This is a genomic window from Coleofasciculus sp. FACHB-542 (assembly GCF_014695825.1).
GTDB lineage: Bacteria > Cyanobacteriota > Cyanobacteriia > Cyanobacteriales > FACHB-T130 > FACHB-T130.
The window spans coordinates 47,157-63,436 of sequence record NZ_JACJPB010000008.1; the positions used below are offsets into that span (position 1 = coordinate 47,157).

6 protein-coding genes are annotated in these 16,280 nt (G+C 46.5%); 3 read left to right on the forward strand and 3 right to left on the reverse strand.

The window, feature by feature from the left end:
- Window positions 1-65 precede the first annotated feature (65 nt).
- Window positions 66-4,697: a type I polyketide synthase gene (locus H6F52_RS01075; protein WP_190531354.1), complete on the reverse strand. Its 4,632-nt coding sequence runs from the start codon at window positions 4,695-4,697 to the stop codon at window positions 66-68.
- Window positions 4,690-10,281, reverse strand: a complete 5,592-nt coding sequence (locus tag H6F52_RS01080) for a non-ribosomal peptide synthetase (RefSeq protein WP_190531356.1) — start codon at window positions 10,279-10,281, stop codon at window positions 4,690-4,692. The genes H6F52_RS01075 and H6F52_RS01080 overlap by 8 nt, the downstream gene beginning before the upstream one ends.
- Before the next feature lie 846 nt (window positions 10,282-11,127).
- On the opposite strand from H6F52_RS01080, the gene H6F52_RS01085 reads away from it, so the two are divergent.
- The 3 genes from H6F52_RS01085 (at window position 11,128) to H6F52_RS01095 (ending at window position 14,734) form a co-directional block, all read left to right on the forward strand.
- On the forward strand, window positions 11,128-12,084 hold the full coding sequence (locus H6F52_RS01085; RefSeq protein WP_190531358.1) for a sucrase ferredoxin: 957 nt from the start codon (window positions 11,128-11,130) through the stop codon (window positions 12,082-12,084).
- A 377-nt stretch (window positions 12,085-12,461) separates the two neighbouring features.
- On the forward strand, window positions 12,462-13,304 hold the full coding sequence (locus H6F52_RS01090; protein ID WP_199300283.1) for an iron-siderophore ABC transporter substrate-binding protein: 843 nt from the start codon (window positions 12,462-12,464) through the stop codon (window positions 13,302-13,304).
- A gap of 110 nt (window positions 13,305-13,414) precedes the next feature.
- Window positions 13,415-14,734: an MFS transporter gene (locus H6F52_RS01095; protein ID WP_190432084.1), complete on the forward strand. Its 1,320-nt coding sequence runs from the start codon at window positions 13,415-13,417 to the stop codon at window positions 14,732-14,734.
- 118 nt (window positions 14,735-14,852) lie between these two features.
- Here H6F52_RS01095 and H6F52_RS01100 read toward each other — a convergent pair whose 3' ends face one another.
- The gene (locus H6F52_RS01100; protein WP_190531361.1) at window positions 14,853-16,127 is read right to left on the reverse strand and encodes a styrene monooxygenase/indole monooxygenase family protein; all 1,275 of its coding nucleotides are present in this window, start codon (window positions 16,125-16,127) and stop codon (window positions 14,853-14,855) included.
- Between the last annotated feature and the right edge of the window lie 153 nt (window positions 16,128-16,280).

Sequence of the window (16,280 nt, forward strand, 5' to 3'; positions counted from 1 at the left end):
TTGGCGGTTCGTTCACAAAGATAATGTTCGCAAATCAGATATAACCGATCTAATTTTTATGCTTGCTAACGAAAGCTTGCTTGTGATTCTTTAGCAACCAGCGCTTGTATTTCATCCAAAGAGAGATTTTCCACCTCCACTAACATCTTCTCAATCTCCGCCATTTGTTCTAGATTAGGCTGCTTTTCGGCAATCACAGTAGCGAGTTCAGCAATTGTAGAAGCTTCAAAAAGGAGAGTACGCAACGGTAATTCCAATTGGAAAGTTTCACGCAGTCGGGAAATCGTTTGTACAGCCAGTAAAGAATGTCCGCCCAACTCAAAGAAGTTGTCGTAAATTCCCACCTTTTCAATTCCTATCAGTTCTTGCCAGATATTAGCGATACCTTGCTCAATCTCATTACGAGGAGCAACATAGGCATTTGCTTGCAGGGGTCTGGGATGTCTTGTTGTCGATAATTGACTAGAATTCTCTGATTCTTGAGCGACAGGAATTGATGAATGAAAGTTATTATTCTGCTCAATTGCATCTGAAAAATTTTGCGTAGAAAGGATAACTTGAGGAAGGGGATTTCCCAAAATTCGGCTCAAGGCATCTACGCCTTCTGTGGGTAAAATCCCATTTTTCAAACTTTCTTCGCGCCACTGTTTGAGCTTTTCAGGAACAGCAGTATTTACCGCCATACCGACTTCTTGCCACGCATCCCAGTTAATTGAGATTGTGCGAACAGATTTAAAAGGATTGTGGTGAGTAAAGGCGTCTAAAAAGGCATTGGCAGCACTATAGTCTACCTGTCCAAATCCGCCTTGGATTGAGCTAAGGGATGAACAGAGAATCACGAAGTCTAAATTGACATCCTTGAGGACATTATTTAGCACCAAAGTTCCCATCACTTTCGGAGCAAAAACGCTTTCTACAACTTCTGGTGTTTTGAGTTGAATCATGCCACCACCCGCAACTCCGGCGGCGTGGATAACCCCGTGAATCTCACCAAAACGTTCTAGGGATTGCGCGATCGCATTCTGCATTTGTTCATCATTCGCAACATCGGCAGCGACTACCAGCACCTCAGCGCCGAATGCTTCTAATTCCTGCAATTTCTGAATCTTGCGGCTGGTAGGATCGAGTGCATCATGCGTTGCTAGCCATTGCTGCCACTGCTCTTTTGCAGGCAGTGCAGAACGTCCGATTAGAATAAGCTTGGCTTGTACTGTCTTGGCGAGGTATTCGGCGAAGACTAAGCCCATCCCTCCCATGCCACCTGTGATGAGATATACTCCCCCTTGTCGTAACCGGGTTTGGCTGGCTTTTTCTAGCGGGATTGGCTCAAATGTCTGAACCCAGCGATGATTGCCACGGTAGGCAATCATCGAGTCTTTTGAGTCTGCCCCTAGTTCTGCTAACAGTTGCTCTACTAAGCTGTTGGTTCCTGATTCCGAGATCGCCACATCAACTTGACGACAATTGATGTGAGGATACTCTTGAGGAATGACTTTGCATGAACCAATGATGGTTGCTTTTTCAGGACACAATAGCTCGTCGCCAATAATGTCATGAAGATTGTTACTGGCAACTAGAAGTTGAATGGAATTGCTAACAGGTTGTTGTCCTAGCGCTGGCGCTAAATAAATCAAACTGTAGAAACCGAGATTTTGGCTGGTTTCCAAGGACTGCGGCGGTGATTGCGTGATACTCCAGAGATGCGCGATCGCATTCGGGGCTTTCCCTTGTTCCCGCACGGCTTGAATCAAGGCGTAATAATCATCCTGGCAAGCGGGATTAATCGTGTAAGCGTTGCTATCAAGTTGCTTAAATTGCTCTCCAACCCGGACAGAAATCGCATCTTGTCCAGCTTGTTGCAATCGTTGGACGATTTGAGAACCGATCCCACACTCATCAACAAAAACCAGGTAGCAAGCAGATGAAATCTCTCCCGTTTTGACCAGGGGGATTTTCTTCCAAGAAGGAACATAAAACCAGTCAGTAATATCCGATTTCCCTAGCTTGCTTTCACCTGGACTAATTGCTGGGACTTCGGTTTGGGGTTCAATCCAGTAACGCTGACGTTCAAACGGGTAAGTCGGTAAAGGCACGCGGTGACGTTGTTCGCCAGCATAAAAACCAGACCAATTCACCGAGACTCCTGCTAGCCAAAGCCGCCCTAAGATATTGAGTAAAAAGGCAATATCTGAGTTTTGCTCCTGGGGATGGCGTAACGAAGGTAATACCACTTGCCCAATTGCTTGATGAGAATGCTGTTTAGCAAAGGTACATAAATTACGCCCCGCACCAACTTCTAAGAGGATGCGATTTGGCTGTTGCAGTAATGTAGAAATTCCCTCAGAAAAACGTACTGTCTGCCGTAGATGCGTTGCCCAATAACCGGGATCTGTGGCTTCTGCTGCTGTAATCCAAGTTCCCGTAACGTTGGAGATAAAGGGAATCTGAGGAGGATTCAGTTTAACTTTTTTCACTTCCTCAATGAATGGCTCCAATATAGAATCCATCATCTGGGAATGAAAGGCATGAGAAGTATGCAAACGCCGACACTCGACACCTTTCGCCGTGAGTTGCGCTTCAATTGCATCTACAGCGTCAAGGGTTCCGGAAACGACGCACAAGGAAGGTGCGTTAGTGGCGGCTAAGGATAACTTCTCATTCAGTAGGCTTTTAACCTCCGCTTCTGGCAAGGAAACGGCAAGCATCGCCCCGGCTGGCATTTGCTGCATCAGTCGCCCACGAATCGCCACCAAAGCTAAAGCGTCTTCAACAGACATGACACCCGCAAGGCAAGCCGCTACATATTCGCCAATGCTATGACCCAGCATTGCTTGGGGAGAAATGCCCCACGACATCCACAACTGAGCTAAGGCATACTCAATCGCAAACAATGCAGGTTGAGCAAAGCAAGTTTGTTTGAGTTTTTCTGCGGCGGCTTCCGGATTCGGCTGGTTCGGATAAAGTAGCGATCGCAAATCCATCCCGATATGAGGTTGAAGAAGGGTAGCGCAACGGTCTACTTGTTCGCTAAATATCGGCTCAGTCTGGTACAATTCCCGCCCCATATTCACATACTGCGCTCCCTGTCCGGGAAACATGAAGGCGATGGAGCGTTCAGTAGGCTCTTGGAAGTGAGTTAAAACTTTTTGAGGATCAGGGGTTTCCAATTGGTTTACTAACTCCTCAACCGTCTGGCAAACCAAGATCCGGCGATGTTCAAAAGCCCGACGACCTACTTGCAGGGTGTAAGCAACATCCGCCAAATTGAGATCGGGGTGCTGCTTGAGGTGAGCCGCCAAATTTGCCGTAGCCGTCTCCAGTGCCGATTCCGTTTTGGCGGAAAGCACTACTAATTGCCAGGGACGCGAAGAACCCGATGCTTTTATCGTTGGCGCTTCTTCGAGAACCACATGGGCGTTGGTGCCGCCAATCCCCAAGGAACTGACTCCGGCACGGCGCGGGGTCGAAGCCTTCCATTCCGTCAACTTGGTATTGACGTAAAAGGGACTATTGGCAAAATCAATCTCAGGATTTGGCTGTTTAAAATTTAAGCTGGGTGGAATTAACTTGTGTTTTAGTGCCAAAACCGTCTTAATGAGTCCCGTGACTCCGGCAGCTGCATCCAGATGACCGATATTGGTTTTGACGGAACCGATGGCGCAGAAATTCTTTTTCTCGGTATTGGCACCAAAAACATTAGAAAGCGCGGTAATTTCAATCGGATCGCCTAAGACGGTTCCAGTCCCGTGAGTTTCGATATAAGTGATGGTTTCCGGATCGACTCCAGCGAGGGCGAGTGCTTCTGCGATCGCGTCTGCTTGTCCGTTGACGCTGGGTGCTGTATACCCGACTTTCTCAGAACCATCGTTATTAATCGCCGAACCTTTGATTACCGCCTGAATGCAGTCACCGGATGCGATCGCATCCTCCAGCCTTTTTAAAACGACCACTCCCACACCATTCCCAATAATGGTTCCCTGTGCATCAGCATCAAAGGCGCGGCAATGACCATCAGGAGATAATATTCCCCCTTCTTGATATAAATAACCTGTTTTTTGCGGTACCCGAATCGAAACTCCACCCGCCAACGCCATATCGCATTGGTAATTTAATAAACTTTGGCAAGCCAGAGTTGTCGCTACTAATGAAGTAGAACAAGCTGTTTGAACGGTCAGGCTTGGCCCTTTAAGATTTAATTTGTAAGAAACGCGAGTCGTGAGGAAATCTTTATCGTTGCTAATCAACTTTTGGAAACTGTCCGCCGACCCAATTTGGTCGCGATTTAAATTAAAAGATAAATAATTATTTAGGCTGGCACCTGCATAAACGCCAATGCGACTTTCACATCTTTGGGTGTCGTAACCAGCATTTTCCAGCGCTTCCCAAGCACACTCTAAAAATACCCGGTGTTGCGGGTCGGTCATTTCCGCTTCTTTGGGGTTAAAACCAAAGAAAGAAGCATCAAAAAACTCAACATCTTCTAATACGGTACCAGCTTTTACATGATTGAGATTATCGAGTAAACCTGGAGTGATTCCAGCATCTATTAATTCTTCATTGGTGAAGACCGAAATTGATTCGACTCCAGCATGTAAATTTTGCCAAAATTCTTCGACATTCTTAGCACCGGGAAAGCGCCCACTCATGCCGATAATGGCAATGCCTTCCAGAGAATCGTAATTTGTAGCGCTATCCATGAATCTTTCTACCTTGCTTACTCAATAATTCTTTTTGGCGATTGATAGCCTCTATTTGCTTTCGAGCGCGCTGGACACTATCGCGTCCAACTTCGCGATCGCGCATCTCTTCAAAAGCAGGCTGTTGTTGGCTTAAATATTGCGCCAGCGAATAAATGGTTGGGTTTTGAAATAAAGTAACGACTGATATCTCTCGGTTAAAAACTGTCCGCAGTTTGTGATTCACCTGAAGCATCAGTAATGAATGTCCCCCGAGATCAAAGAAATTATCGTGAATCCCGACTTTCTCTAAGTTCAGTACCGTTTGCCAAACAGTCGCAATTGTTTTTTCAATCTCCGATTGGGGAGGTTGATAAACTGCTAACTCTAAACGCTGATTTTCCGGAACAGGTAAGGCGCGACGATTGACTTTTCCATTGGGTGTCAGGGGCAAAGTGTCTAGGAATACGAAAGCCGAAGGCACCATGTATTCAGGAAGGCTTTGTTTTAAGCGATCGCGCAATTCATTAATCGAAACAGCATCAGGATTCGGAACTACATAAGCGACTAAGCGGCGGTCGTTGGGCATATCTTCTCTGGCAAGCACCACCGTTTCTCGCACCTGGGGATGTTGTAACAACACCGCTTCAACTTCTCCCAATTCGATACGGAACCCTCGAATTTTTACTTGGTGGTCAATTCTTCCCAAAAATTCAATATTGCCATCTGGCAAATAGCGGGCTAAATCTCCGGTTTTGTAAAGGCGGCTCTCCGCTAACCCTTCTCTACCTCTCCCTAACCCTCCCCTACAAGGGGAGGGAAAAGGAATAAATTCTTTTTGCGAGAGAGGGACTTCCGGCTCCCCCTGCCCTTCTAGGGAAGGGGGCTGGGGGGTTAGGTCTTTAAAAGGATTCTGAATAAACTTCTCTTGGGTTAACTCTGGTCGATTCAGATAACCTCTAGCTAAGCCAAAACCGCCAATGTGTAACTCGCCCGGAACGCCAATCGGGACAGGTTGTAAATGCGAATCTAAGAGATATATCTGTGTATTGGCAATCGGACGACCGATGGGAACAATTCGCCGTTGGCTGTTACGCTGGCAATCCCAAAAAGTAACATCAATTGCCGCTTCTGTCGGCCCGTAAAGATTATGTAATTCTACTGCGCCTAGACGTATAAAAAAGCGCTTTTGTAAATCAAAAGGCAGAGCTTCACCGCTACAAAATACCCGCTTAAGGCTGTTACATTCTACTACCCCCAACTCCTCTAAAAATACTTGCAGCATTGAGGGAACGAAGTGCAATGTCGTGATTTTTTGCTTGGCAATCAGTCGGACTAAATAACCGCTATCTTGATGACCACCTGGTTTAGCTAAAACGAGGCTAGCACCCGTTAAGAAAGGCAAGAAAAATTCCCAAACTGACACATCAAAGCCGAAGGGAGTTTTTTGCAAAACTCGGTCGGTTGTTGTTAATTGGTAAGTGTCTTGCATCCACAGCAAGCGATTGTTTAACCCCAGGTGGGTATTCATCGCTCCCTTGGGCTTTCCTGTGGAACCAGAGGTATAAATTACATAAGCCAGGTTCTCTGGTGTAGCAGATGAAATAGGATTTTCTGTACCCTCTTGGGTAATCGTTTCCCATTCGGTATCTAAACAGATAATCGCTTGATGTTGCGGTAATTGATTAACCAAATATTGTTGAGTTAGCAGCAGTGACACTTGGGCATCTGCCAACATGAACGCTAAGCGATCTTTCGGATACGTGGGGTCTAAAGGTACGTAAGCGCCACCTGCTTTTAAAATGCCTAAAAGAGCGACTACCATTTCCAGCGATCGCTCCATGCAGATGCCAACCAAAACATCTGGCTGCACGCCCATCTGTTGCAGGTGGTGCGCTAACTGGTTCGCTCGGTTGTTTAACTCGCAGTAAGTTAGAGACTCACTGAATCCTGTCTCTACATTGTCGAAGATTAATGCAATCGCATCTGGTGTCTTTTCTACTTGCTGCTCAAATAATTGATGGATACACTGTTGGGGGTAATCAACTTGAGTGTCATTCCATTCCACCAGCAAAGTATGACGCTCAGATGCAGTTAATAGCGGCAAATCTGATAAACACTGCTCTGGATCGGCAACAATTCCTTCCAGTAAGGTTTGGAAATGCCCTAACATTCGGGTGATGGTGTCCGCGTTGAACAAATCGGTGTTGTATTCCAGCGTCCCGCTCAATCCCTGTTCCGTATCTATCATTGATAGGAATAAATCGAACTTTGCGGTTCCACTCTCAACTTCCGAAGTTTTGAAAGTTAACTCTGGTAACGAAACCGTCGAAAATGCGGGATTCTGGAGGACGAACATTACCTGAAATATCGGGTTATAGCTCAGATCTCGACTCGACTGTAATTCCACCAGCTTCTCGAAAGGCAAATCTTGGTGAACGTAAGCATCAATTGCCACCTTTCGCACCCGTCCCAGCAATTCTTTAAAGCTGGGATTTCCTGCCAAATCGGTACGCAACACCAAAGTATTAACAAAGCACCCAATCAATGATTCCAGTTCAGCGCGATCGCGGTTGGCAATCGGCGAACCAACTAAAATGTCCTCTTGTCCTGAATAACGGTAAAGCAACGTCTGAAACGCCGCCAGCAAGGTCATAAATAAGGTGACACCCTCCTGCTGACCCAGCATTTTGATTGCCTCAGTCAAGGCTTTGGGCAGCACTAACGTTTGCTGCGCTCCCCGAAAAGTCTGAATTGGCGATCGCGCTCGGTCAGTCGGCAACTCTAATACGGGAAGTTCTCCCCCTAACTGCTGCTTCCAATAATTCAGATGAGTTTCTAGCCTCTCACCGGAGAACCATCGTTGTTGCCAATCGACATAATCAACATATTGGATCGGAAGTTCAGCGAGTGGCGAAGGCTTTCCAGTCGAGAAAGCTTCGTAAAGTGCTGTCAATTCTCGGACGAAAACTTTAACCGACCAACCATCAGCAACAATGTGGTGCAGCGTGAGCAGCAGCATCCACTCTTCTGCGGTTAGATGCAGCAGTTTTGCCCGGAATAACGGGGGTTGTGCCAAGTCGAAGGGCGTTTGAGCCTCTGCGATCGCGAATTGTTGCGCTTGCGCTTGTCTCTCAGCATCGGGCAATTGCCGCAGATCCACCTTGGGTAAATTTAAGGTGACGCAGCTTTCCCCAGAAATTGCTTGCACGGGTTCGCCCTCCACTACGGCAAAGCTTGTCCGCAAGATTTCGTGTCGCCGGATAATTTCGTGAATACTGCGAACCAGCACTGGCACAGCCAGCCGTCCCGTCAGGCGAACCGCGATGGGAATGTTGTAAGCCGGAGTTCCTGGTTGCAGTTGATTGACAAACCACAATCTAGCTTGAGAAAAAGATAGTGGATGCTCGTCAGTAGTTTTCTCAACTCTGCACAAAGGTATCGATGCAGACGGAACCGCTTGAGTCAGTTGGTCGAGTATCTGCGTTGCCAGTTGGGTAATGCTAACTCCCTCGAACAAATCCGCAATGGATACAGCCACCCCCAAATCAACCTCGATCCGATTCTTCAACTCGAAAACCATCAACGAGTCGAGACCAAAACGGCTCAAAGGCTGCTCAATACTAATATTTCCTCGATGATTCTTCCTCTGCGTTCTCTGCGTCCTCTGCGGTTCGTTCAAAAAATCTATTTGTTTAACACGTAAATCTTCTAATTCAAACGACGCAACACCCAGCACCCGCGCCACTTGCCTTTGCAGATAAGCCTCTAATCGCTGCTGACGTTCTTCCGACTCAACAGCCAGCAACTCCTCGCGGGTGAGATTATCTTCATTTTCGACAGGATAGGAATTCTCTAAAATACTGCTGCCAATAACATCCAATTCGCCTGCCAGATACTCCGCACGAGTAGCGCGGCGTTGAATCTTCCCGCTAGAAGTCTTGGGAATACTGCCACCTTTAATCAGAACTACCGCATAAACTTGTATCTCATGTTCTTCTGCAACTGCCTGACGAATGGCGGCGGTGACTTCCTCAACATTCGGTTTCGAGCGAAATTCTACCTCTTGCACTACGACAAGCCGTTCTTCATTGCCGACTTCTACCGCAAAAGCTGCACCACTGCCTGAACGTAATCCTGGATGGCTGCATTCTGCCGTTCGTTCGATGTCTTGCGGATAAAGGTTGCGACCCCGGATGATAATTAAATCTTTGGCTCGACCTGTGATGAACAGTTCCCCGTTGTGCAAAAAGCCCAAGTCGCCTGTTCTTAAAAAAGGCTTTTCGTCCGTATCTGCGAGGTAGGCGCGGAAGGTTTGCACCGTCTCCTCTGGTCGATTCCAATAGCCGTGACCGACACTAGGGCCTGAAACCCAAATTTCACCGATTTCGTCTGGCGCACAGCGGGTTAAAGTTTCAGGATTAGCAATAACAATCTCCTGTTCTGGTAAGCTGTTCCCGCAACCGACGAGAAGCTGGGAATTGTCGTCATCAAAATCAGCATCAATGACTTGGTTGCGTTCTAATGCCGTTTTTTGAACGGTTTTCGTTACCGCAACCGCTGCCTTAACACCACCAGAAACGATCAGGCTTGCCTCCGCCATCCCATAACAGGGATAAAAAGCTGTTTTTAAAAAGCCGCAGGAAGCAAAGGCATCTGCAAACCGCGCTAAAGTATCTTGGCGAATCGGTTCTGCACCGTTAAAAGCGACACTCCATCTGCTTAAATCAAGGGTTTCTTTTTGCTCAGGTGTAATTTTCTGAACGCACAGTTCATAAGCGAAATTCGGGCCACCGCTGGTCGTTCCTTGGTAATCAGAAATCGCTTTCAGCCAGCGATACGGACTCAGCAGAAAAGACGCGGGTGACATTAAGTAGCAAGGGAACCCGCCATACAAGGGTTGCAGGACACCGCCGATAAGTCCCATGTCATGATATATCGGCAGCCAGGAGACAAATTTGCTACTGGGCGAATGTTCCATGAGTCGGTAAGTCATGGCGGCATTGTGCAGTAGATTGCCATGACTGAGCATGACTCCTTTCGGCGTTCCTGTAGAACCGGAGGTGTATTGCAGAAAAGCTAATGTGTCTTGATGAATGCTTGGCGGTTCCCAATTATCTTCGATGCCGTTGGCAATGTTGTCTGTAGTGAGCCAATTTAAAGCATCTGAGTCAGTTTTTTGAGCCAGAAGCGATCGCACTTTCGTAAAAATCGCCGTTGTGGTGAGCGCGATTTTCGCCTGTGCATCTTGCAAAATTGCTTGAATTCTCGGCGTGTTGCGTTGGTTGCGAGGCGGATAAGCGGGAACTGCGATCGCGCCTGCATACAAACAACCGAAAAATGCCGCTAGATAATCCAAACCCGGTGGATAAAGCAATAAAGCCCGTTCGCCACTTAAACCCATCGCTTGCAGCTGGGATGCGATCGCTCTACTGCGCCGATCCAACTCTCGATAAGTCAAGTTCTCGGCTGATGTTTCCCCGTCCTGCAAGAAGGTAAACGCCAGTTTTTCTGGTTCGTTTACGGCTCTGTAGCGCAGAATGTCTGCTAAAGTGGCAATTTTCTTAGGCGGGTTTTCTGGAAAATCTTGGCAAAAATCGACCATGTTACTTTTTCTGATTTTTCAAGCCTGACTTTTTTAACCCTGAACGATTGAATCCGACCACAAAGTTCAAACTCTCTAGTTCAAACTCTCTCGTCAAAGATTCGCGTTGCCGAACGGAAACCGCCCATCTCTAGCTCCAATCCGGGTGGTTGGATTAAAAACTGAGCGCTTCATCTGTATTTGCTGTTAAATCGACGTTTTTGGGAGTTTTAGGAACCCTCGGCAGGGCAAAAAACCTCACAAATCCTGGTGTTGGCGTTAGGGTCAACGCTCCTCTTCAAGAGGGTTCTTAGCGGTAACTTTTCACTGCTATTGACATTCATTTTTAATAAGCTTGGATAACCTTAGTACAAAGCTTGCAAGTTTGGCAAGTAGCAATCGCAAAATTTTTTCAGAAATAAAATTCCGGCTTTTGCTCTTCTAGGGTTGGGGGAAGCATGACTTAAACTAGCCGGAAAGCTTCCCCCGACGCTTGTGCAGTAGAGTCTGACATAACCCCAGCCCTTCTCCTACAAGGAACGAGACTTGCTCCGCTTCCCTATCACGGAATGCGGCTGGGGGTTAGGCTTTGTATATGAGCGAACGGAAAACCGCTATAGTTTCATGCTCTCCCAGTCAAGGCGTGCAAATTTTTCTGGACGCTAAATCGCGTATTTTCAGAAAAAACTGACATGAGTTCTCAATAGACTAATTTTTTTTATACCCTTGACATTGGCAGATAAGACGTTATATGTTGCTGACCTAGTGATAATAACTTTCAATAACCAACTAGGTCGTAGTGAGCGCATCGATTGGGCGTGAGGAAATTTGAAGCAAACAAATTGTTACACCGCAAGTAATCAAGCGATGAATGGATTCTTTTGCGCCGAAGAGTCACGCCAAGCTGGAGAAGAGATTATCGGGTGTGCAACGAATCACAAAATCTATGTACTGATTGAGTGTCCACCGCCTTGGACACCCGATCCACTTGATTCAAAATTCCTCCCGGCTAATTTAAAAGCCTTGAAGGAGGAAATTGATACAGAGGAACTTTCTGTTCGGGTTGTATTGATTCATAGCGACCAAACTAAGCGCGATCGCGGCAAGCGCCTGATAATTTTTCGAGAAAAAACCGGGCTTTCGGCAGGTTACACGAAGCAAGAGTTTCTGGTTTCAGATATTAATGATATAGCCTCTTTACTGAAGGACTGTTTAACAGGCAACGCTCCAGAACATGAAGCTATAAATATTCAAACAAGAGAGATTTTAGTCTGTACCCACGGTAGCCACGATAAATGTTGTGCTAAGTATGGCAATCCTTTTTACAAAGCTGCTTTAGCCACTGTCTCTGACTTATCACTCGATCGTGTCCGCGTTTGGCAAGCCAGCCACATTGGCGGTCATCGCTTTGCCCCTACTGCAATTGATTTTCCAGAGGGAAGATATTATGGCAGGCTCAACCAAAAATCATTTGCTGCCATTCTGACCCGAACGGGTGACATTCAGTGCTTGAACAATGTCTATCGTGGTTGGGGAATTTTACCTTGGGCAGCTCAAATCTTAGAAAAAGAACTCATCCTCAAATATGGCTGGGATTGGTTTAACTACCAGGTTGCCTATCAAATAATTGAGCAGAGCGAGGATGAAAGTTTTAATCAAGTTGAAATAACTTTTAAAACTCCGAATGGAGTTCTGAGTGTCTATAGAGCCGACATTATTGGAGATAAACATAAAACTCTTCATTTAAAAGGAGAATGTGACAGCAATGAATTGTATGAATTTAACCAATATATTACGAAAAACCTGGTAAGCGTTTCGTATTAATAGATAAATTGCTAAAAATATTCTTTTAAGACATAAAGAATATATTTCGATTGTCAAATCATCTTTTTCTTACTTTGTGTTCTTAACGTCTTGGTGGTCAAATATTTTTTAAAATTAATATGTTTTCAATTAAACAAATAGCCCGTTTTTTAAACAAAGTCGCTATTTATTTTCAGTATTTTACTTTCCGCTGTTATACAATTTGGAATTCAAAGACCAACTATAGTCAGCGTAATATCCAACTGTTGTTAATAACAGTTTTAACAATTTGTATCGTTTCTGCCTGTGGGACTAATGCCAAAAAGAATGGGACAGATAACAGTATTAATGTTTCTCTAAACTTGCCTTCTCAAGCTGTACGAGTAGTCAAGCACGCAATGGGAGAAACAAAGGTTCCCGTTAATTCGCAGCGGGTAATTGTGCTGGGAAACTTGGAGAACGTCTTAGCTTTAGGTATCAAGCCTGTAGGTGCCACAACCTTAGGAGATGGGCAGTTTCCCTCCTACCTCCGGAATCAAACCGAAGGAATTACAAAACTTGGCATAAATGGGCAACCAAGCCTGGAGAAAATTTTGTTCTTGAAGCCAGACTTGATTTTGGGTTGGTCTTGGGATGAAGAAATCTATGACAAGCTATCAAAAATTGCCCCAACCGTTTTCGCTGGAGGTAATATTACGTGGAAAGAGTGGCTGAGAACATTTGCCGAAGCGCTGGGTAAGACGCCAGAAGCCGAAAAGCTTTTAAGGAATTATAATCAGCGCGTCGAAACGTTTAAAGAGCAAATGGGCGATCGCTTCTCGCAAATCCAGGTATCTGTGGTTAATTTTTGGGCAGATAAAGTCCGAATCTACATGAAGCGTTCCTTCAGCGGACTCATTCTCAATGATATCGGTATGCTTCGTCCATCAGCGCAGAATAAAGATAAAAACTCGGAAAATCTCTCATTAGAGCTAATTCCCAAAATGGAAGGTGATGCGATTTTCTTAGTACTCGGAGAAGGTAAGGAATCTAAGTTAAACCAATTTACAAATCATCCGCTTTGGTTCCAATTGAATGCGGTTAAACAAGGTAAGGTATACCAAGTCAATAGCGATGCGTGGATTAGCAGTTGGGGGATTATCGGAGCCAATCGAGTTCTCGATGACTTGTTTAAATATTTGGTAACAGAGAAATCAAGCAAGGGCAAGGAATTCCCTAAAGTTGCAGCTTTGACTCAATAGTTTAATCCCTAATCAAAATTCATCCAAAACCGCCCACAATCGATAAAACACTACATTCACCAATGGGAGGGATATTCTACTCGGATGGAAACCGCCTTAACAAAACTAATATGCGAACCTTCTTCATCATTTGGATCGGTCAGCTAGTCTCAACGATCGGTAGCTATATGACCAGTTTTGCCATCCAAATCTGGATGTGGGAACTGACTGGTCAGGCGACGGCACTTGCTTTAGTGGGTTTCTTTACCCTGGTGCCGAGTATCTTAATTACACCCATTGCTGGGCTAATTGTAGACCGCTGGAACCGCAAATTCCTGATGATGATTGGCGACACAGTGACAGCTTTGTGTACCCTGGTAATTCTTTGGCTGTACCTGACCAACCATTTGCAAATCTGGCATCTTTATGTGAGTGGCGCGGTTAGCGGTGCTTTTAGCGAAATTCAAGCGCTGGCGTATTCAGTATCGATTGCAATGCTGGTGCCTAAACAACATTACACCCGTGCTACCAGTCTGGATTCTGCGATTCATTACAGTTCGATTATTATTGCTCCCGCGCTGGCGGGTGTACTTTACTACACGATTGGATTCGCCGGGATCTCGCTCATCGATATCGTTACATTTGCGATCGCTATCGGCACAGTTCTCAAGATACATATCCCCCAACCCACAAGTAGCGAGACATCCTCTCACGATAAAGGGATCTTCCAGCCGATTATCTTCGGCTTCCAGTATATTCTGGTGCGTCCCGGTCTGCTCGCCATTGTAGTCGCGGCGTCCTTGTTCTGGTTTGCCCACGATCTGGGCGCTGCCTTGTATGCACCGATGATTTTGGCACGCACGGGAAATGATGCCAGGGTCTTAGGCAGCATCGGTTCAGCAGCCGGATTCGGTGGGGTAACGGGAGCGTTTCTTTTGAGTGCCTGGGGCGGTTCTAAGCGGCGCATCCACGGCTTTTTACTGGCAATGGTGGGGGCGGGTCTGAGTAAAACCGTCTTTGGGTTGGGTCAGATGCCAATGATTTGGCTTCCTGCTCAGTTCTGCTCATCGCTGAATTTTCCCTTATTGAGCAGTTCCAACACAGCAATCTTGCTCAGCAAGGTAAGACCGGATGTGCAAGGACGGGTTTTCGCTGCCCGATCGGCAATTAAGCAAGTTGTTAGCGCGATCGCTCTATTAATCGCTGGGCCACTTGCCGACCACGTTTTTGAACCAGCGATGATGCCAGGAGGTGTTCTTGCACCCATCCTCGGCAGGCTATTCGGCACGGGATCGGGTGCAGGGATGGCGCTTTTGTATGTCATCACTTCCATCAGCTTATTGCTGATTGGTTTGGGTGGGTATGGCTTCCGCGTGTTGCGCGACGTGGAAATCAGCTTACCTGACCATGATGTTGAGCCAGAAGTTGAGGACTCCAGATGCGGAGGCTGAGGGTGAGGTTTTTTAGGTGCAAGCCAGGTAAGCGGAAGCGTTCATTAACCGCTTCCGCTCTCAGTATTGCTGCATTATTAGAACTTGTGGCGCTAGTCGCTAGCTATTTACCTCAGCGCTACCCAGCGATCGGCGCTACTGGTCGCTCTTCCGGTTCTATCGAATTCAGCAACGTCTTCTTAGCTAAATATTTTTTACTTTCTTCAGGATCGAAAAACCACGGAGACAGATTGGGTGGATTGTTGACACCGTTCAAGTAATCCCTGGCAACTTCTGGATTTTGAGCCATTGCGATCGCAATCTCTTGCAGATGAGCTGGAGGCGTCAACAAGCAATCCGTTAAGGCATGCCCATGCTGACAATATTGCCAGAATTCATCGAAGACTTCCTGCATCCATGACTCATCAAAGCGTTGGTTGCCATGTTCGACAATCCGTTGCGCGACCAGATGTGCCATCTTTGTGGCGTTATTCGCTCCCTGCGCTCCAACGGGATCGTGCAAAATCACCGTATCGCCAATCCCCATCACCGTTGCACCTGATGGCAAACGACCAATCGGCTTACGCACAGTCGGTGTAATTGCCCCACGAACCCATGCTTGCTCGTCGGTTAATTCCATATCCTTGACCGTTTCGTAGTTCCACGGGGTCAATTCTTGGATGACTTGTTTGCTGAGTTCCACTAATTCTTGACCGGATTGCACCTTGCCAAACCGATCCATTGCTCCACCAGGGTAGGCTTCAAAGGCAACAGTGTAAGCGGAATCTTTGCTGTTGGTATAAAACGGAAACTGGAGCATCTCTCCAGCGCCGGGTATATTACTGACCTGAAAGGTGCGTCCCTTCATCGGATCTCCCTTGAGTCCGGTGTAAATTCCGCCAGCTAAATGGCGCTTTGGCTGGTCGTATTGGGATTTTTGCTCGTCCCGCTCGAACAAGGTCGAGAAGGAGCCACGACCAGCAGATACCACGACCAGATCGTAGTTTTGAGCAGCCTCCTCCAAGTCTTGTAACGTCATTGCCTGAACAACTAATTCGCCGCCTCTGCGGACAAACTCCTGCATCCAAACGGATAATTTGAGGCGTTGATCCACACCTCGCCAAGGCTTTTCTAGAGTGGAGGAGACAACTAAGGCAACATTGCCCTGTGGGTCGCACAGGTTGTTATGAAATTGGTCGCAACCCAGAAACTGCTCATCCCAGAAATTGAGTCCCAAGTCACGCTCAAGTTGTAGCGCATCTGGAAACAACAATGGCATTGCCATGATTTTGCCATTGAGGATAGCTTCTGGCGTGCGATCGCTAAATAGAGTCACTGCATAGCCTGCATCCACCAGACTAATGCCTAAGTAAAGACCTGCTTGACCAGCGCCAATAATTGCAATTCGTTTCATGGGAGATCCTCCGGAGTTGAGTCGGTCTGAGTTTAAATAGCGATCGCTTTCAAAGAGAACTCAGCAAGTTACTTTAATAAATTAGCCGATACGAATCTATCTAATATCGGGACGCAGGCTTCCAAAACGAAGCGTGGCAAACGCTTCCACTTC